The 17,269-nt window shown below is 62.3% G+C and carries 16 protein-coding genes and 1 tRNA gene; 4 read left to right on the forward strand and 13 right to left on the reverse strand.

Annotated features, from left to right (window positions below; translation table 11 throughout):
• Positions 1-89: 89 nt before the first annotated feature.
• The gene (locus HNQ39_RS08260; protein ID WP_184193792.1) at positions 90-1,676 is read right to left on the reverse strand and encodes a hypothetical protein; all 1,587 of its coding nucleotides are present in this window, start codon (positions 1,674-1,676) and stop codon (positions 90-92) included.
• Between the two features lie 6 nt (positions 1,677-1,682).
• On the opposite strand from HNQ39_RS08260, the gene HNQ39_RS08265 reads away from it, so the two are divergent.
• On the forward strand, positions 1,683-2,324 hold the full coding sequence (locus tag HNQ39_RS08265; RefSeq protein WP_184193795.1) for a hypothetical protein: 642 nt from the start codon (positions 1,683-1,685) through the stop codon (positions 2,322-2,324).
• A 6-nt stretch (positions 2,325-2,330) separates the two neighbouring features.
• On the opposite strand, the gene HNQ39_RS08270 is transcribed toward HNQ39_RS08265, so the two are convergent.
• The gene (locus tag HNQ39_RS08270) at positions 2,331-3,365 is read right to left on the reverse strand and encodes a TolB family protein (RefSeq protein WP_184193798.1); all 1,035 of its coding nucleotides are present in this window, start codon (positions 3,363-3,365) and stop codon (positions 2,331-2,333) included.
• A gap of 28 nt (positions 3,366-3,393) precedes the next feature.
• Here HNQ39_RS08270 and HNQ39_RS08275 point away from each other — a divergent pair, with 28 nt between their 5' ends.
• The gene (locus HNQ39_RS08275; RefSeq protein WP_184193801.1) at positions 3,394-4,422 is read left to right on the forward strand and encodes an aldo/keto reductase; all 1,029 of its coding nucleotides are present in this window, start codon (positions 3,394-3,396) and stop codon (positions 4,420-4,422) included.
• A gap of 55 nt (positions 4,423-4,477) precedes the next feature.
• Here the strand turns inward: HNQ39_RS08275 and HNQ39_RS08280 are convergent, their stop codons facing one another.
• The 6 genes from HNQ39_RS08280 to HNQ39_RS08305 all read right to left on the reverse strand — a co-directional run bounded on the left by HNQ39_RS08280 (position 4,478) and on the right by HNQ39_RS08305 (position 10,516).
• Positions 4,478-4,873, reverse strand: coding sequence for a type II toxin-antitoxin system RelE/ParE family toxin (locus tag HNQ39_RS08280; protein ID WP_184193804.1), 396 nt, complete (start codon positions 4,871-4,873; stop codon positions 4,478-4,480).
• Entirely contained in the window at positions 4,870-5,184 is a 315-nt protein-coding gene (locus HNQ39_RS08285) for a hypothetical protein (RefSeq protein WP_184193807.1), read from the reverse strand. The genes HNQ39_RS08280 and HNQ39_RS08285 overlap by 4 nt, the downstream gene beginning before the upstream one ends.
• Positions 5,185-5,543: 359 nt before the next feature.
• Entirely contained in the window at positions 5,544-6,440 is an 897-nt protein-coding gene (locus HNQ39_RS30525; protein ID WP_184193812.1) for a YDG/SRA domain-containing protein, read from the reverse strand.
• Between the two features lie 3 nt (positions 6,441-6,443).
• Complete coding sequence (locus tag HNQ39_RS08295; RefSeq protein ID WP_184193815.1) at positions 6,444-7,787, reverse strand: MFS transporter; 1,344 nt, start codon at positions 7,785-7,787, stop codon at positions 6,444-6,446.
• On the reverse strand, positions 7,784-9,025 hold the full coding sequence (locus HNQ39_RS08300) for a DUF6807 domain-containing protein (RefSeq protein WP_184193818.1): 1,242 nt from the start codon (positions 9,023-9,025) through the stop codon (positions 7,784-7,786). The genes HNQ39_RS08295 and HNQ39_RS08300 overlap by 4 nt, the downstream gene beginning before the upstream one ends.
• A gap of 51 nt (positions 9,026-9,076) precedes the next feature.
• The gene (locus HNQ39_RS08305; RefSeq protein WP_184193821.1) at positions 9,077-10,516 is read right to left on the reverse strand and encodes a Gfo/Idh/MocA family protein; all 1,440 of its coding nucleotides are present in this window, start codon (positions 10,514-10,516) and stop codon (positions 9,077-9,079) included.
• A 111-nt stretch (positions 10,517-10,627) separates the two neighbouring features.
• On the opposite strand from HNQ39_RS08305, the gene HNQ39_RS08310 reads away from it, so the two are divergent.
• Positions 10,628-10,698 (forward strand) — tRNA-Gln (locus tag HNQ39_RS08310).
• A gap of 80 nt (positions 10,699-10,778) precedes the next feature.
• The gene (locus HNQ39_RS08315; RefSeq protein WP_184193825.1) at positions 10,779-11,945 is read left to right on the forward strand and encodes an ATP-grasp domain-containing protein; all 1,167 of its coding nucleotides are present in this window, start codon (positions 10,779-10,781) and stop codon (positions 11,943-11,945) included.
• A 25-nt stretch (positions 11,946-11,970) separates the two neighbouring features.
• Here the strand turns inward: HNQ39_RS08315 and HNQ39_RS08320 are convergent, their stop codons facing one another.
• The 5 genes from HNQ39_RS08320 to HNQ39_RS08340 all read right to left on the reverse strand — a co-directional run bounded on the left by HNQ39_RS08320 (position 11,971) and on the right by HNQ39_RS08340 (position 17,250).
• Complete coding sequence (locus HNQ39_RS08320) at positions 11,971-12,822, reverse strand: hypothetical protein (RefSeq protein WP_184193829.1); 852 nt, start codon at positions 12,820-12,822, stop codon at positions 11,971-11,973.
• Positions 12,812-13,390: an RNA polymerase sigma factor gene (locus HNQ39_RS08325; RefSeq protein ID WP_184193832.1), complete on the reverse strand. Its 579-nt coding sequence runs from the start codon at positions 13,388-13,390 to the stop codon at positions 12,812-12,814. The genes HNQ39_RS08320 and HNQ39_RS08325 overlap by 11 nt, the downstream gene beginning before the upstream one ends.
• Positions 13,391-13,453: 63 nt before the next feature.
• Positions 13,454-14,269, reverse strand: coding sequence for an adenylate/guanylate cyclase domain-containing protein (locus tag HNQ39_RS29605; RefSeq protein WP_221289925.1), 816 nt, complete (start codon positions 14,267-14,269; stop codon positions 13,454-13,456).
• A gap of 595 nt (positions 14,270-14,864) precedes the next feature.
• Positions 14,865-15,482, reverse strand: coding sequence for an ATP-binding cassette domain-containing protein (locus HNQ39_RS08335; RefSeq protein ID WP_184193838.1), 618 nt, complete (start codon positions 15,480-15,482; stop codon positions 14,865-14,867).
• A 10-nt stretch (positions 15,483-15,492) separates the two neighbouring features.
• On the reverse strand, positions 15,493-17,250 hold the full coding sequence (locus HNQ39_RS08340) for an ankyrin repeat domain-containing protein (RefSeq protein WP_184193841.1): 1,758 nt from the start codon (positions 17,248-17,250) through the stop codon (positions 15,493-15,495).
• Positions 17,251-17,269 lie beyond the last annotated feature (19 nt).

Here is a 17,269-nt window from a genome sequence, read left to right on the forward strand (position 1 = left end):
ATGTCGCGTCCGCGACGAGGGAGCGAACTCCCAGCCCGGCACGGGCTTTGTGGCCGAAGGTCATTGCAGACGCCGGTTTCAACCGGTGACTAGAACCCTGTGAGGGCGGGGAGCTTGAGGGTGAAGCCGATCTGCTGGTTCTGGCTGCGCCAGGTCAGGCGTGGCTCGACGGTCTTGCCGCGCCAGCCGAGGGCCACTTCTCGGTCGAAGAGCTGGCCGCTCTGCAGGTCCCAGCGACCCAGCAGGGAGATCGTCATGCTCCCGAGCTGGGTCTGGCCGCGGAGCTGCGCCTCGTTGTTGGCCTCCAGCGTGTCGAAGCGAAACGGGGACTGGCCCTGCGCACGCCGGAGCGCGAGGCCGCCGGAGAGGCCGGTCTGGGGTGTGAAGCCATAGTCCGTGGCGAGACGTAGCTCGGAGATGCTGTAGTGCGAGTGGGGGTAGCGCTGCTCCGTCTGGCCCACAAAGGCGTGGAGCTGGCCCTGGGCACCGAGCGGCACCCGCGGCGCCTCCCAGCCGAGCGAGGCGACAAAGCGGTCGGACTGAATCAGCTCCCCGGTATCGTCGAGGCGCTTCTCCCGCGCAGGCCCGCCCGAGAGGGTCGCCAGCCAGCCGCCCTGACCACCTCTGCCCGGGACACGCCCCGTGAGCTTGGCCTCGGGCAGGCGCGAGCGGAGCAAGACGCCGTCGCGGCGGACAAACTCCCGGTTGGACTCCACGGCGGCATCCAGGGTCAGGCTGGGACGTGCCTGGCGTGAGAGCGGCTCCAGGGTCGCAGGCGCACTCAGCCCCGTGGCGTAGCGCTGGTTCGAGAGATCGTCTTTTGCTGAGGGAGGCGCGGTGAGCAAGGGGCGCAGGCGCTCCTGGAAGCTCAGCTCCTTCTTGGTGAGGTTGTTGAAGCGGCCAAAGAGCGAGAGGCTCTCGGTAGGCGGGGCGGTCGGCTGGCCCAGGAGCTGGCTTCGGACCGTGATGAGAGTGTTGGTGCCTTGGCGGCTGGTGGACTCGGCCAGAAAGACGCCTTGGGCACCGTGAATCGGGGAGAAGGGCAGCCGCACCCCCGCCGCGACCCCCGAGACCCGCGAGGTGCGGTAGAGAATGGGGATGTCCAGGCTCTGCTGCGGGCCTTGCTTGTTGTAGCGCGGGGTGACGGTCAGCCGGCGAAGCGTGATCAGGCGGTTGCCCAGCAGGCGCACGGTCGCGTTCTCAAAATAGAGCCGCCCACTGCCGGGTTGGGAGCGCACCCGGTCCGCCGCGAGCTCGATCTCCCCACGTGGCGCTGGCCCCGGTACAAAGCGCAATCGCCGCGCCTCCGCGCCCGTCTCACTGGAGAAGGTCAGCTCGTCGCTCTGGATGTAGAGCACCGACGAGAACAGCTGGGCCTCCGAGAAGCGAAAGCTATAGCCGGACTTGTCCAGGGTCCGGGTGAGCATGTCCAGCCCCGTGAGGGTCAGCGCCTTCCCCTCGATCCGCTCCGGCCCCAGGCTCACCCGGACATCGTCCTCCGCGGCCAGGGTCTTGGTCTTGACCGTGTAGCTCGCCTTCTGCGCCACGAGCGAGAGCGCCCCCCAGTCGATCCGCAGACCCTTCAAGAGAAGCGAGCCCGCAAGGGAGCCACTCATCCCCCCCGATGCGGAGTAGTTGAGCGGGGGCAGAGGCGGCTGCGGCGGCTGGTCGATCATAGTCCTATGATAGCATGCCCTATGCAGACCATGAGCTTCGACGACTGGGTGCGTGCCTGGTTCGACCACCCCGACGACTGGGACTGGGTATGCGATTTCCCGCTTGTCGAGCTCTCCCCCGACACGACTCTGGCCTACACGACGCAGCTCTTCCAGAACGCGGGAGCACTTCTTGCCGCTTACTCCGACACGCAGGTAGGGAAGGGGCTCCATGCGCTCATCTGGGAGGGAGACTCGCCGCTGACGATCCTACAAGACACGAGCCTACCGCGCGCCGAGTGCCGTGCCTGCCTTAAGAGCATCTACCGTGTCTACAAAGAGATCTTTGCCGTGCGCTGCCCTGAGGTCTGCAGCGCGAGGGCAAGGGGCGAGCTCAGTCATGTTTGCTTCATGTGGTGGGATATCTTTCCACTCTATTACAGCTATCACCCGGCGCTCAATGAGACGGTACTCACGACACTAGAGCGCACACTAGGACTGCCGCATCTTGCTTGTCAGGAAGCCGCTCTGCATGGTCTGGGGCACTGGCACTACGCTAACCCAGCGCGGGTGGAGGGGATTATTGATGCATTTCTTGCCACCCAAAAACGGTGCCGCCCGGAGCTGGTTTCCTATGCTCGGGCGGCGCGTGCGGGGCGGGTTCTGTAGCCTCGGCTAGAGCCAGGCGATAGGCTCGTTGTTGCGGGCGAAGGAGTAGGTGCCCACCGCCCCCCGTAGCTCCAGGTGCTCCGACGGCGGGGTGTCGCTGACATTGGTCCAGTGGTAGGCGATACTCTGGAAGTCCGGCGACCAGACCACGCTCGGGGCCGCGAGGAGCGTCCCCGTGGTGGGCAGAGCGATTGTCGCCTCGACGGCGAGCGTGCTGGCGGCGATACGGACCGCGACATAGCCGGAGCTCTGGACCGCGGTCACCAGAATGAAGCGACCGTCGCGGGAGTACCGCGCCTCCGTGGCACCGTTGAGGCCAGAGAGGAGGGGGACCTTGGCGTTGGTGGCGACACTCTGCCGGACCACCTGGAACGAGGCCCCCGCCGGCTCGACCGCCAGCAGGTAGTTGCCGTCGGGGGAGAGCGCCTGGATGGCGTTGTTGTCGCTCAGGAGCTGCGTGCCGCCCGCGTTTAGGTCCAGCCGGAACGTGCCTGTCAGGTCCAGCCACGCGACTGTCGTGGGGCCGATCCAGCCGTAGCGCCAGCTGTTTGTCTTGGCGACCGAGCGCACCACCTCCCCCTTGCGGTTGAGCACCGTGAGCTGGAACGGCGGGGGAACCGGGAAGAGGATCTGGCTGAAGTAGAGCAGCTGCTGGCCATCGGGCGACCAGGCACTGGGGAGGGCATTGAGGGTCGGGGACTCGGCGAGGGCGGGCAGGAGCGCCTGACGCTCCCCGGCGGTGTTGAAGAGCAGACGATTGCGGGTCCCCGTCGCCTCTTGCACCTCCAGGAGGGCACCGTCGGGCGAGACCGAGAGCAGGCGGTGCTGGTCGAGGACCACCTTGCGGTCGCTGCCATCGGGGCGCGCGGCGATGATCCGCGCCGAGGCGGTGGCACCCTCGCCGTAGGGCTCGTTGAAGAGCACGTAGCCTGCCAGCGATGGTGGCTCGCTCCCGGACCCGCCCGAACCACACCCCGCCCCGAGACCCAGCAGCGTGCTGGCGCTGCCAACCAGAAAGTGCCGACGATTGAGTAAGGCCATATCCCATTTTACAGGTATATTGAGAGGCATGGAATACCGATTTTTAGGGGCCTCGGGCCTCAAGGTCCCGGTCCTCAGCTTTGGCACCGGCACGTTCGGCGGCAGCGGCGCGTTCTTTGAGGCATGGGGCGCGAGCGATGTGGCGGAGGCGACCCGCCTGGTGGATATCTGCCTCGATGCCGGGCTGACGATGTTCGACTCCGCGGATGTCTACTCCGGGGGCAAGGCGGAGGAGATTCTGGGTCAAGCGATCAAAGGCCGCCGCGATAAGGTGCTGATCTCGACCAAGGGCGGCTTTCGCACCGGCCCCGGCCCCAACGAGACCGGCTCGTCGCGCTTTCACCTCACGGAGACGATCCACAACAGCCTGCGGCGCCTGGGCACGGACTACATCGATCTCTTCCAGCTCCATAGCTTCGATGCCTTCACGCCCGTGGAGGAGGTGCTCCAGACCCTCGACGATTTTGTACGCGCGGGCAAGATTCGCTATGTCGGCTGCTCGAACTTCTCGGGCTGGCACCTGATGAAGTCGCTGGCCGCGGCGGAGAAGTACGGCCTGCCGCGTTATGTGGCGCACCAGGCCTACTATTCCCTCATTGGCCGCGACTACGAGTGGGAGCTGATGCCCCTGGGCCTCGACCAGAAAGTCGGGGCCGTGGTCTGGAGCCCGCTGGGCTGGGGCCGCCTGACCGGGAAGATTCGCCGCGGCCAGCCGCTCCCGGAGAGCAGCCGCCTCCAGTCCAAAGTGGTGGTCGACAATGGCCCGCCCGTGGACGATGAGTACCTCTATGGCGTGGTGGATGTCCTCGATCAGCTCGCCGAGGAGACCGGCAAGACCGTCCCGCAGCTCGCGCTCAACTGGCTCCTGCAACGCCCGACGGTCGCGACTCTGGTGGTTGGGGCGCGCAACGAGGAGCAGCTCAAGCAGAACCTCGGGGCGGTCGGCTGGAACCTGACTGCGGAGCAAGTGGCGCGCCTGGATGCGGCGAGCAACAAGACCAAGACCTATCCCTACTGGCACCAGGACGGGTTTGATCGGAACCCGTTCCCGACGTAACCTCTCCCCCTAGCCCCCTCTCCCGGTCGTTCGTGCCTCACTGGGAAAGGGGGAACTAAGGCTCGTCGTTGGACGAATCCGTACCCTTGAGCACATCACTTGCGGCTTGTGTTCGGGTTCCGATCACGCGCAAGACTAGCACGCGGCCTGTCTCTTCTCCCTGCGTGGGATCGTAGAGTGCAAAGAAGATATGGCAGGCCACCGAGGTGGCTGGCTTCTTGTCCGGGCCGTTGTAGAGCCTCACACGCACCTCAGCACGCCGCCGCTCGCTCTCTTCAATGTTCCGTGGAAAGGAGCGTGGGCCGGGGAAATCTGCCAGCGAATCAATCGCCACGCTCAGACCCTCGTCCCATCTGCCGACATACTCAGGCCCACGCAGACGGGCAACACGAGAGGCGAGTTGGTCAATATCAATCTCCGCTCTCTCTGTCCTTAAAACCACCCAGGTCATGCGGCAGCTTTCTCTATATCTTTGGTGGCAGAAGGTGCTTCATATCCGAACTCTCGCTTGAGTAGCTCGGCAGTACGCTTTCGTCTCGCTTCGGAGTCCCAGGGGGCAACCTTGATCGTGCCTGCTTCGATCCCCTCGCACATGGCTTGCAGCTCGTCGGCAAACTCCTGGGTAATCACTGGTTCGGGGATAGCGTTCTCTTCCACCTCATCGAGTAGCTCATCGAGGGCCTCCAGGGGAGAGATTCCTCGCGACGCGGCAAAGCGAATCAGTCGGGCTTTTGTCTCTGGTTTCTCAATCGTCAGTGTCATGATATTTCCATCATATCTACAACGAAACAGCGGTGCCATAGAGCCATCTCCCTGCCGCCCATCTCCCTGCCACCCATCTCCCTGCCGCTGAGACGGCTTCCCTCTTCCCCGGATCGCTCGTCCCTCGCTAGGAAGAGGGACGAGCCTACCACGATAGGGGAGCCTCTCTTCCCGACGAGCTTGCGAGTACCACCCAGAGGGTACCGGGGGAAGAGAGGTGGGTGAGTTCTGCGAACCCGGAGAGATGCCCCGAAACCTACAGCCTGCCGAGCAAGTCGGGGCGGGCGCGGAGGGCGACCTTGGTGATGCGGTGGAGGGCCTGCATCCAGTCCCGCAGGGCCTTCGTGTATGGGCAGAGTTTATGTTTCCGTATCTGGGGAACTATACTCTTCTGGCCGCAAGTAACACTGCCGGTGGTATTGTAAGAAATCCGCTCGGATGTGATGCCCTAGCACTGTTCTCAGACGTTGTTGTGTTCCTGTTACTGTCAGGTCATCGTCGATCGTGATCGCTCCTGTGTCAAACAAGAGATGACAGTTTGCGCACAGACATAAGATATTGGTTATTATGTCTGGGCCATGATGGGGGCGGCCGAGAGGACGAATATGTGCTGCTTCTGCATAGGGGCCTCCTGGAGTTTCAAGACGGACTCCGCATACTTGGCACGTGTAGTTATGCATCTGCTTAACTCGATTCGCCAGAGCTGTTGTCCGTACAATGCGTGAGACTATTGCTGCTACGCGCTTGGTTGGACCGTACTCTTCTTTTGGCTCGCGAATCTGAAACGCGCCTTTTAAGCCAACCTTACTCAGACGGAAACGCCAGATCAGAAATCCTGACTTACCCCTATCCTGCCAATACCTCTCGACGCGGTAGAGACCAGCATAGACGTAACCGGAGGAGGGAGATAGCTCATGGCGATGACTGGCTCCACGGACAACTCGGATGGGCACTCCCTCCAATAGATTTTTTACTAAGGCTGCATTACCCCGAATAAGCTGTTGATCGAAGACTTGCTTCTTTGTTTGGGGATCGTTTCCCCCCTCACCCGTGTAGATCAGCTCATTGCCAAGGTCCTCATCGTCCTCGTAGCCACCCGAGAGAACGATTGATTCTGCGGGCTCACTCGCACTACCACAAATACCATTCATCGGGGGACGATGAACTCCTGCTTGGCTGAGAGCTGCACGATTTTCAAACCAGTGCCCCTCAGGATAACCCGGTATTTCACCATACTGGCGTTTACTGAGGGACATGGTTTACTCGGGCAGGGGCTTCCCTTTGGTCTCCGGGGCGAAGGCGAGCCCGACAAAGCCGAAGATATAGATGCTGGCGACGATGGCGGCGGCGATTCGGAAGCCGTAGGCGGGGTCGGTGGGGCTGTTGAAGGCCTTGGCGAGCCCTCCCAGCGCGAACGGTGCGGCGGCGGCCAGCAGGCGGGCGCAGTTGTAGCAGAACCCGATCCCCGTGGCGCGGAGCCGGGTGGGGTAGAGCTCGGGGAAGTAGACCGCAAACGCCGAGAAGGGGGCCAGGGCGCAGAAGCCCAGCACGAACGAGAGGACGTAGGCGGTGTTGAGGTCGCGGACGCCCCAGAAGGCAAGCTGGATCGAGCCGTAGGCCAGGAGCAGGAAGAGCGCCAGCGCAGGCTTGCGGCCCACCCGCTCACTCAGGGCGGCGTAGCCAAACATCCCCAGAAACGCCCCGACATTCTGGAAGATAAACGCGATACTCACCCACTGCCCGAGCTGCTTCTTGCCCGCGACAGCGTCCATCGCCGCGACATTGGGCCCCAGCACCGTGCGGATCAGGTCGGGGAGGAAGAAGCCCACGCCCCAGAGCCCACCCACACCGGCGAGAGCGATCAGGGTTCCGGCGATCGTGTTCTTGCGAAGAGTCGGATCGCTGAAGAGTGAGGCGATATTGCCGATCTCTCCGGTAGTTGCCGCCTTCTCCTTGGCCTCGTGCCACGCCTCGGGCTCCTTCACCGACGAGCGAATCCAGAGCACCATCAGGGCTGGGGCGGCTCCCACGAAGTAGACCACGCGCCAGTCGGCACCGGCCAGGAGGTTCACCACGGCCGCGCCCATGTTCCCGATTGCGGAGAGGGCTTGCAGGGTTCCCAGGGCCATCGGGCGGGAGCGGTTGGGCCAGACCTCCGCGACCAGCGCGGCACCGGCGGCAAACTCCCCGCCCACCCCGAGGGCGGTGATGAAGCGACAGATAAAGTACTGCGGCAGGTTCTGCACCAGCCCATTGAGCCCGGTGAAGACCGCGTAGATCAGGATCGTCAGCATCATCGTCCGGGTACGCCCCAGCTTGTCGCCGATCATCCCAAAGATAAAGCCCCCGAAGGCCCAGCCCACCAGAAAGGTCGCGGTCAGCTGCGCCCCCACCAGCTTGGCGGCATCGTCCAGCTCTTTCCCTGCGAGGCCGGTCAGCTCCAGGAGCGCCTTGACCGAGGGAGCCCGGACCATATTGAAGAGATTCTGGTCCATCGCATCAAAGAGCCAGCCCAGTGCCGCGATAATCAGCACCATCCAGGAGTACTTCGGGATTCCCTGGTACCACTTCAGGTTCTTGTCGTCGTGAGAGGCAACACTCATTTGGCGAGCTCGACTTTCGGGGGAGTGGCCCAGGCATTGAAGCTCTCGGCAATCTTAGCGGCGCGGGTATCGCCCTTGTGGAAGAGAACCCGGTAGGCAAAGGTCACGGACTTGCCCTCGGGCGTGATGAGCTGCCCGGCGTGGCGGTCGGTCTTCTTAGTGGTGTCGAAGTCATGGAGGCCGAAGGGGTTGGCGGCGTAGAGGCCGTAGGTGCGCGAGTGCCAGGTGGTCGGGTAGCGCGGGTTGCTCGGGGAGTCGAAGATCGCGATCCCGAAGGTCTCCCCGCCTGCCTCGACTGGGCCCCAGTAGTCGTGCCACGGCGATGGCTTCCCCCAGACCGCGGCGTTCTTCACGCCCTCGGCGCTCTCCAGGGTGCCCTTGCCCTCTTTCTCCGCCTTCATGATCTCGGGGACGCGTAGCGCAAAAGTCCCTTCCTTGGTATCGCCCCAAGTGAGCGGGCCACCGACTGCGGTGACCGTCACCGAGAAGTCCAGCACGATACTCTCCCCGACCGGCGTCACCACGATCTCGCGGGTGTCGCGGGCGATGGTCTTGCCCTGCTCGGTGATCCAGTCGGTCTTGGTGCCGAGCCTGCCGGAGACCGCGCCGCTCTCCAGGGCGGAGTAGCCGGTATTGACCGTCTTGCCGATCGGATGCCCCGCCTTGGCGACCTCGGTCCAGAAATCGACATCGTTCATCTCGCCGTGGGTGAACCAGAGCCCGCGGTGGTGCGGGTGGTCTTTCTCCTCGTGGCCCACTTCTTCCAGCGGCCAGCGACGCGTGAAGTGCTTGCCGCCAAAGGCCTGGATGGGGTAGAGGTAGGGCTTGTTCGGGCCGGTCGTGGTGTCGTAGCGGGTGAAGAGCTGCCCCCCGATCCGGATCTCCGCGTTCTTGCCCGCCTCCTTCACCTCGACAGTCGCTGCCTTGCCGGGCGTGAGCACAAAGAGCTTGGACTCGCCTTTCTTGAGGGCAGGGGCCACAAAGACCAGGGTGGCCTTGTCGGCACCGGCGGCCCGGATCTGGCAGACCAGCGGGGTCGCGCCCTTGGGGAGCGTGTGTTTTTTCTTGAGCTCGGCCTGGGAGAGGGTCAGGGAGACCGGAGCGGCGGCGCTATCGGCTTTCTCAGCGGTGACACGGACGGGGATGCTCTGCGCATCGGCAGCCCCTGCGGCGAGGGCGACACCGGCAACGGCGGCTCCCGCGACAGCACTGCGGCGGAGAAATTCAGGTTTCGGCATGAACCGGTTTTCGACAGGGGAGGAAGCGATTCCTCCCCTGTCGGTGACAAACTACGCCTTGGGGAGCGTGAAGCCCTTGCGGTACTCGCGGGTGAGCAGGGGAAGCGCGGCCTTGTCCTTGAACTGCTCCTTGGCCGCATCAATCTCCAGCAGGCGCCCGAGCTTGAGCTTGGTGTTGGTCAGAGCCACCCCGTTTTTCTCCAGGTGCTCCTTCATGCGGCCAAACGCCTCGGTGCCATTGCGGCTCTTGCTCCACTCGCGCTCGGCATCGCTGAAGCTGGTCTCCCGCCCGAGCTGGTAGGAGTTGTTGCCCAGGTGACAGAGCGCGCTGGAGAGGTGCCCCTCCAGAACCGGCGCGGCCAGGTCGGACTGCTGGCGGCTCTTGACGGCGCGGATAAAGGCGGCAAAGTGATCCCCGCCGCCGTTAAAGGTCGCCAGCGGCTGGCCGTCGTTGGTGAAGGCCGCCGCCTTGCCGTAGCTCGACGTAAACACGACATAGCCGCTCTCGCCGTAGATAATATCGCCGATATCGGCGCCCTTGAGCTTCTCGGTGGGCAGGCCGCGCACCTCGAAGACCAGCTGTGAGTCCGCGTAGTCGTAGACCGAGACCACGGTGTTGGGGGTCGTGCCCTGATCGACATAGCCAAAGCGCCCGCCCAGGGTCATCACCGAGCTGGGGAGCTGGTTCTTGCCCAGGGCCCAGCGCGCGATATCCATCTGGTGGATTCCCTGGTTGCCCAGATCGCCGGCGCCGTAGTCGAAGTTCCAGTGCCAGTTGTAGTGGAAGCGGTTCTTGTTGAAGGGGCGCTTGGGAGCGGCCCCCAGCCAGATATCGTAGTCCACGCCCGCGGGAACCTCGCTATCGGGGAAGATTCCGATACTGTTGCGGGGCTTGTAGCACAGCCCCCGCGCCACACTGACCTTGCCGATCTTGCCGTCGTGGATGAACTTGATCCCCTGCTGGACCGCCTTGGCCGAGCGGCTCTGGGTACCGACCTGGCAGATACGGCCCGTGCGCTGCTGCACCTGGACAATCCGGCGGCCCTCACTGACATTGTGGGAGCAGGGCTTCTCGACATAGACATCTTTTCCCGCCTCCATCGCCCAGGTCGCCGCCAGCGCGTGCCAGTGGATGGGCAGGGCGCACGAGACCGCGTCGATCTCCTTGTCCTCAAAGAGCTTGCGCAGGTCCTGGTAGACCTTGGGCTTCTTGCCGGTCTTCTTCTCTATCGCCGCCGCCGCCTTCTCCCCAACCCCGGAGTCGACATCGCAGATCGCCACCACCTCGGCATCCGGCAGCCCGAGATAGCCGTCGATATGCGCCTTGCCGCGCCCATTGACCCCGATCACCGCGACGCGCACCTTGTCCGCCGCGCCGTAGCGCCGCCGGGGGCGCGCCGGTGTGGGCTCTGCCGCAAACGCGCCCGCTGCTGTGAGCGATGCGATCGCGGTGGCAAAGAATGCCTCGTCTAGAAAACCTCGTCGTGTCATTGCTTTTTTCTCCCTAAGAAAATCTACCCAAACCAGTTCGGTTTTATTCTCTTCTTTTCCTCCTCTTGCAAGCCGCCCGAAGATACGATATAGTAGCTGGCGCCGAAATGATCCCGGATCGTTCAACGGCAGGACGACAGGTTCTGGCCCTGTTAATCGAGGTTCGAATCCTTGTCCGGGAATCTAAACCCCGCTACAATCGTAGCGGGGTTTTTTAATTGCTCCCCGCCCGTTGGAGGGGCGGGGCTGGAGTCTATATTTCATGATCGAGAGCTACCGCGCCGCGTACAACGCCGCCTTCACACCGAGCCGCTACGAGGCGTTCCTGCGCCGCCTGACCGAGCTCTGCGGGGAGCCCGTGCCCTTTCGCTGCGCGGAGACCCCGTGCTTCTTTGCTGCCGAGACCCTGGCGAGCATGGTGGACGTGGGCCAGGCGCTGATCGGGCAGCTGATTGCGAACGAGAGCTACTTAGCCCGTGCTGCGGCGGCCATCCCCGAGGCGTTTCGTGTCCCCAACACCGACTCTGCCCCGCTCTTTGTGCAGGCCGACTTCGGGCTCGACCAGAACCTTGCGCCCAAGCTGGTCGAGATCCAGGGCTTTCCCTCGCTCTATGCCTTCCAACCAACCCTCGCCGAGGCCTACCGTGATGCCTTTGAGATCGCCCCCCGCCTGAGCCCGTTTTTCGACAGCGGCACGCGAGAGAGCTACGATGCGGCCCTCTCACAGGTGCTCTGCAACGGCCACGATCCCCGTGAGGTCTTCCTGCTGGAGCTCGCGCCCCATGCCCAGAAAACACGCCCAGACTTTTTCCTCACCGAGAAGCGCTACGGTGTCCGAACCCTGGATGTGCAGAGCGTGGTCAAGCGTGGCAAGCAGCTCTTCGCCCCCGATGGCACCCCGATCAAGCGCCTCTACAACCGGGTGATTGTCGATGAGGTGGTGCGAAAAAGTGTTCCGCTGCCCTTCGACTTCCGCGACGAGCTTGAGGTGGAGTGGGCGGGGCACCCGAACTGGTATTTTTTAGTGAGCAAGTTCTCTCTGCCGTTTCTGAATCATCCGAGTGTCCCAAAGACGCAGTTTCTCTCGGATGTCACCGCGCTCCCGGAGGATCTAGAGAACTATGTCCTCAAGCCGCTCTTCTCGTTTGCGGGGCTAGGGGTGAGTGTCGGGCCGACCAAGGAAGAGCTCGCGGCGGTGGCGGATCCGCCCCAGTGGATTCTGCAGGAGCGTGTGAACTTTATCCCGACCATCGAGACCCCCGAGGGGCCAACCAAGGTCGAGGTGCGGATCATGTTTGTCCGGGTGGGGGGCACCTACCAGGCCATGACCTCGCTCCTGCGGCTAGGGCGCGGCAAGATGCTCGGGGTGGATCACAACCGCGACTCCACCTGGATCGGGGCCAGCGCCGCATTTATTGTGGAGAATTAACGGGACGTATCTCTCTAGAGTGGCACTACCATGTCCCCGAGCGGACAGTAATTGTCCCCAGGTCGAGGAACTTCCCTTCGTCCACACGGAGATTTTTTATGTGGATAGGATTGCCTGGCCCCGTGTGGTGGTAGAGAAGAGTATAGTCCGTCTTGGGCACTACCCAGGCAATAAAGCGACCGTCGGGGTAGGTGTGGAGCTTGGAGAAGAGCTGTGATCCCACATACAGCTCGGGCTGGGCATCGGTAAGGGGAGTGCCCTGCTCGTCCACAAGCTGCCCTGTGACACTATGCACCGGATGCTCCGAGAGCGCGACCACTTGCTGGCCCTCGCTCACTGTGATCTGCCCCGCTGCAAACAGGCGCTTCGTCGGGCCGAGGCTCCCACTGCCTGCAACGGGGCCAAGAGTGCCGAATATGGGCTCCTGCTCAAACGAGGCATAGAAGTTCGTGATCCCTTGTGGGGGTAGCAGCAGGTCACCGCTCTGATTGCTTGTCCCCACCGGCATATCGCTGACCCTCTGAGCAGGAGCCGCACCGGTTCGTGGATTGCTCTTCTCATAGCGCGACAAGCTGACGGACACGCCAGAGACAGGCTTGCCTGCGTCATCGACAAAGTGGAGCGTAATCGGCCCGGTCTGCACAGGAGTGCGCTGCGCGACCCGCGCTGTCTGGATAGACTGGACAACGAGCAGGCCTCCGCCGCCGCCAAAGGCGAGCGCGAGTGCGGGAATCAGTACGGTTTTCATGGTGACGTGACCTTTCTTTCGGGAGTATAGGGAGGGAAGCTGCGCGAGGATGTGCCCGTGGAGCTCGGAGGGAACCTCACACTCGGGGAGCGTCTTAGCCAGACGGCGGAGCTTGGGCTCAAAGGACATGGCGTTTCGTTCCTTTCTGGGGGAGTCCGTCGATGGATGGGGAGAGCGCATGCTGGAGAAGGACGGTGGCTTGGGCGAGGCGGGACTGGACCGTTCCCAGGGGAATCTCCAGCAGCTCGGCGACCTCCCGGTAGCGCAGCTCTTGCACCCGCACCAGCACGAAGACCTCACGATAGGGGAGAGGAAGTGCTGAGATTGCGGTATTGAGAGCTTGCTTTGCCTCGTGCTGGGTGTAGCGGGCTAGAGGGTCGCTGGTCAGATCGGCGGCGAGCTCCTCGTGGGCATCCAGTGTCTCGGTAAAGTGGCTCTTGCGGCGCGCCGCCAAGTGGTGTTTGACCGCGATCCCACAGAGCCAGGTGGAGAGCGCCCCCGTGCCGCGCCAGTCGGCGAGGCGCTGGTAGGCTGTGAGGAAGGTCTCCTGTGTGAGGTCCTCGGCAAGAGCGGGACTGCCCGTGAGCCGCAAAAGTAGGTTGTACACCCGGCGCGAGTGGCGCGTCAGAAGCGCACCAAACGCGGCCGTGTCTCCATTTTTCGCTCGTCGGACCAGCCAGAGGTCAGGAACTTGCATCGCCTTTTTCGTCCTTCGCAGTTAAGTGTCGAAAAAAACGGCGTTTGTTCGGATTCTTGGTGCTTAATTTTCGTGGGGGCCAAGCAGGCTATAGACAAGCATCTGTCCTTTGCCCTTGACTTCGATCTCACGTGGGGGGCTAAACATAAACTCAGTGCCTAACAACATTTGGGTTGCCTCTGTGACCTGGATCTGACCCGGGATACCATGAGACTCCATGCGGCTGGCCGTATTGACCGTATCACCCCAGAGATCGTAGATAAACTTCTTTGTCCCGATCACCCCCGCGATCACTGGTCCCGAGTGCAGGCCAATGCGCAGGCACAGCGGCTCACCATTCTCGCGCTTAAAACCAGTGATGACCGTGCGTAGCTCCAGAGCCATTCGTGCGGCGGATTGGGCGTGGTGGGTGTCGGGCTTGGGGACTCCGGCCACGGCCATATAGGCATCGCCAATCGTCTTGATCTTCTCCAACCCATGCTTCTCGGCGAGGGCATCAAAGGTGGAGAAGATCGCATTGAGTAGGGTGACAAGTTCCTCCGATGAGAGCGTTGCCGCGAGCTGTGTGAAGTCCACGATATCGGCAAAGAGCACCGTAGCGGACTCAAAACTATCGGCAATGGTGGTCGGCTCGTCCTTCAGGCGGTGTGCGACCATCTCTGGCAGAACATTGGCAAGGAGCCGCTCGGACTTGGCACGCTCAATATCCAACAGATAGTTCGCGAGAAACGCTTCGCGTGCGAGGCGCTCTTGGACAAGGGCAACGGAATAGGCGGCAACGATGGAGGTGCAGCTCACCTGGATCGTTACCCCAATAAACTCTGTGGAAAAACCGACTTGGAGAGGCTTGATGACGCACCAGACCGCGATTGCTGCCATTGCAAACATTGCAGAGACTGCCCAACGGAACTGAAGGCGGAAGGCAGCGAGAAACACCATTCCGATGGGGATCATTCGTATGAGAAAGTAAGTGTTGCTTCCGTTTAATTCATTTCTAAAAATAAGCAATAAATCGTCATTATTAAATAAGATCTCGTATTGTTTTAAAAAAAGAAAGCTCCTTAAATTTCTTGCGTAAGATATGGATAGGCATAAGAAAAGAAATAGTAATATTAATAATAATGTAGATAAGGGCTGAAAATATTTTTCGAATGATTTTAAAAATGTGATTCTGCGAAAAAGCAAAAGTACTGGTATGGATGAAATAGTCCCTGCTAATCCTTTAGCCGTGTTGTTGACAGCATTTGGATCTTTGCTTGAAAAATAGGCATGTGTCATCTCTCTAAGGACGATGAATGCTATCAGGACGACGAGAGCGAGCAAGATCTTTCTCAGCGAAGGGAGAAACTTTTGGTAGTAGTCCTGCTGAAAAACAGCCTCAATCTCGTCGGGGAAGCGGAGGCGGCGCAGGTAGCGTGCACGGTCGGCGGCTTGCATAAGATAGTGTTCTCTGGGCGAATTATACCAGAGCGGCTTAGAGAGCGATGACCCGCTGGGCCAGCGCCGCCTCACGGCTGTCGTTGGTGGCGATCAGGGTGAGACCCCCGCGTGTTTTTTGCTGGGCGACTAGGCTCTCGACCACGGCGACTCCTTTTTCATCGAGCGCGAGGCCGGCCTCGTCGAGGAGCAAGATGGGGGGCTCAAAGAGCGCCGCGAGTGCCAGCTTCACGCGCTGGCGCAGGCCCGATGAGTACTGCCCAATGGGGTCGTCCTCGCGCCCCCCCAGCCCGACCCACTCCAGGGTGGCGGCGATTCCCTCGGGGGAGGCACCGCGCACATCGCAGAAGAAGCGCAGGTTCTCGCGTGCCGTGAGCTCGGGGTAGAGCGTGAGGTCCGGCGAGACATAGCCGCAGAGCTGTCGCCGCCGCTCGGGCTCGCTCTCATCGACCGTGCCCACGGTGAGCGCGATCTTTCCCTTACTCGCCCGCAAGAGCCCCGCGACGAGCTTGACCACGGTGCTCTTGCCGCTCCCATTGGCCCCGGTGATCGCGACCACTTCGCCGCCCTCCGCCACCAGCGCAAAGTCCCGCAAGACACGCCGCATGCCGTAGCGCTTCTCGATTCCTGTCAGCTCCAGCCGGATCGTTTCCACGGAGTTGATTCTACCGCTTCAGCCCCGCTTTTTGGAGCCGCTCCACCACGGCAGGGAGCTTGAAGTAGCGGGCGTAGGCCAGCGCCGTGCCCCCTTTCCAGTCCTGCTCGGGGGGGAGGGTCACGCTCAGGTCGGGTTTATGCGCAAGGAGCTGCTCCAAAAAAACAAGAGCCTCCGGGGCGGTCGGGGCGACTATCGGTTGTTGCTTGTGCATCTCCGAGAGGCTGTAGCGGGTCAGGCCCAGGTAATGGATCAGGCTAAAGAGAGGCGTTTTTTCATCGCGCCCCCGCACATTGACATCGGCCCCTCGTTTGAGCAGGTCCTCCGCAAGCCCCAGCTCCCCCATGTCGAGAGCCGTGCACAGCGCCTTGCCCTGGGACTCAGCGTCCTTGGTTTGGGCCATCAGCAGGGTGTAGATCTGCTCTTGCTGCTCCTGGATAACGTCTTTGGAACGGCGCTTTGTTGGCGACTCTCCTCGGCGGCGCAGGGGCATCTGTCCCTTGCTTTGAACACAGCGCTCCAGCGCATCGCCGACCTTGGCCCCGTGCTCCAGCAGGAGCTTAACCGCCGCGGCCTCGTTGGCTTGAACGGCCTTTGTCAGTGCTGTCTCTGGGCTGTCCGCACGGCCTGCGAGGGCATCGAGGTCGGCCTTGTGCGCGATGAGGAGCTGCATCACGGCGACAAAGCCATGTGCCGCGGCGGTATGCAGCGGGGTAGATCCCCGTGTGCCCGGCTCGGGAGGGAACCCCTCAAAGTGCGGGGGCTGTGTCGCCGCGCTCGGATCGGCGCCACGCTCCAGCAAGAGCTGGACTGCCTCGGCACTCCCCGACTGCGCCGCCAGAAAGAGCAGGGGCGAGCCGTTCTTATCACGGCTATTGGGGGAGGTGCCCGAGTCGAGGTGTTTTTTGAGGACCGTGGGAGCTCCCGAGACAGCGGCCTCGAACGCGGTCATGTTGGGGTGAGTGGCACGCAGAAGCCGCACGACCTCCTCACTCCCCGCACTCTGGGCCAGCTCTAGCGCCGTGAACGTTCGGCTCGTTCGAGAGCGGCTGCTTTGGTTGACGAGCGCGGGATCGGCGCCATGTTCGAGGAGGAGCGCGACTGTCTTGGGATGGTTCATGAGCGCAGCTTGCATCAAGGGGGTGGTCCCATTGGCTGGGCTGATACTATTGGGGTTGGCTCCGCTCTCCAATAAAAACTGAATCAGAGGAACCTCCGGGCCTTCTTTATCCCGTAGGGTCGGCATCATCGCAATCTGTAGCGGGGTCCCCCCGAGCTGCGAGGGGGCATTGATATCGGCTCCGCGTGCAAGAACCTCTTTGACGAGGTCTAGATCGCCCAGCCGGGTGGCGATATGCAGGGCACAGATTCCTTCGGCACTGGTCGCATGGATATCGAGGTGGTGTGCCAGAAACTCACGGAAGATCGCGATGGCCTGTGGCTTGTCCGACTCATCGGATTGTTGGGGCTGTACCAGCAGGATAAAGGGGCTTGGGGCCTGCTGCTGTTCCGGGGGGACTCCCTCCATTTTCCAGGAGAGCGTCGCATTGGCACTGGCTCCGTTTGCAAAGGCGTGCTGTACCCCGACGACATCGCTTTGGGAGACGGCAGTGTAGAGAGCGTGATTGGCGGGGGTGTCCGGGGAAATGAGCACTTGAGTCTCGAAGGCACCGGAGAGCCGCGAGGGACGAGAGCGCGAGCGCCGGGCAAGGAGGAGTGCTGTCAGCCCAATGGGAAGAATCATGGCAAGAAACCAGCGTCGCTTCATGGCACAGTCTACCTCTGTC

Source organism: Armatimonas rosea, from assembly GCF_014202505.1.
Classification (GTDB): domain Bacteria; phylum Armatimonadota; class Armatimonadia; order Armatimonadales; family Armatimonadaceae; genus Armatimonas; species Armatimonas rosea.

What these genes read in the sequence shown, in the direction of transcription:
- HNQ39_RS08320 (WP_184193829.1), bottom strand. Translation starts at nt 12,822, where the DNA reads ATGTCCTTTGAGCCCAAGCTCCGCCGTCTGGCTAAGACGCTCCCCGAG.
- HNQ39_RS08340 (WP_184193841.1), bottom strand. Translation starts at nt 17,250, where the DNA reads ATGAAGCGACGCTGGTTTCTTGCCATGATTCTTCCCATTGGGCTGACA.
- HNQ39_RS08270 (WP_184193798.1), bottom strand. Translation starts at nt 3,365, where the DNA reads ATGGCCTTACTCAATCGTCGGCACTTTCTGGTTGGCAGCGCCAGCACG.
- HNQ39_RS08265 (WP_184193795.1), top strand. Translation starts at nt 1,683, where the DNA reads ATGATAGCATGCCCTATGCAGACCATGAGCTTCGACGACTGGGTGCGT.
- HNQ39_RS08305 (WP_184193821.1), bottom strand. Translation starts at nt 10,516, where the DNA reads ATGACACGACGAGGTTTTCTAGACGAGGCATTCTTTGCCACCGCGATC.
- HNQ39_RS30525 (WP_184193812.1), bottom strand. Translation starts at nt 6,440, where the DNA reads ATGTCCCTCAGTAAACGCCAGTATGGTGAAATACCGGGTTATCCTGAG.
- HNQ39_RS08295 (WP_184193815.1), bottom strand. Translation starts at nt 7,787, where the DNA reads ATGAGTGTTGCCTCTCACGACGACAAGAACCTGAAGTGGTACCAGGGA.
- HNQ39_RS08285 (WP_184193807.1), bottom strand. Translation starts at nt 5,184, where the DNA reads ATGACACTGACGATTGAGAAACCAGAGACAAAAGCCCGACTGATTCGC.
- HNQ39_RS08260 (WP_184193792.1), bottom strand. Translation starts at nt 1,676, where the DNA reads ATGATCGACCAGCCGCCGCAGCCGCCTCTGCCCCCGCTCAACTACTCC.
- HNQ39_RS08280 (WP_184193804.1), bottom strand. Translation starts at nt 4,873, where the DNA reads ATGACCTGGGTGGTTTTAAGGACAGAGAGAGCGGAGATTGATATTGAC.
- HNQ39_RS08275 (WP_184193801.1), top strand. Translation starts at nt 3,394, where the DNA reads ATGGAATACCGATTTTTAGGGGCCTCGGGCCTCAAGGTCCCGGTCCTC.
- HNQ39_RS08315 (WP_184193825.1), top strand. Translation starts at nt 10,779, where the DNA reads ATGATCGAGAGCTACCGCGCCGCGTACAACGCCGCCTTCACACCGAGC.
- HNQ39_RS08325 (WP_184193832.1), bottom strand. Translation starts at nt 13,390, where the DNA reads ATGCAAGTTCCTGACCTCTGGCTGGTCCGACGAGCGAAAAATGGAGAC.
- HNQ39_RS29605 (WP_221289925.1), bottom strand. Translation starts at nt 14,269, where the DNA reads ATGGCAGCAATCGCGGTCTGGTGCGTCATCAAGCCTCTCCAAGTCGGT.
- HNQ39_RS08300 (WP_184193818.1), bottom strand. Translation starts at nt 9,025, where the DNA reads ATGCCGAAACCTGAATTTCTCCGCCGCAGTGCTGTCGCGGGAGCCGCC.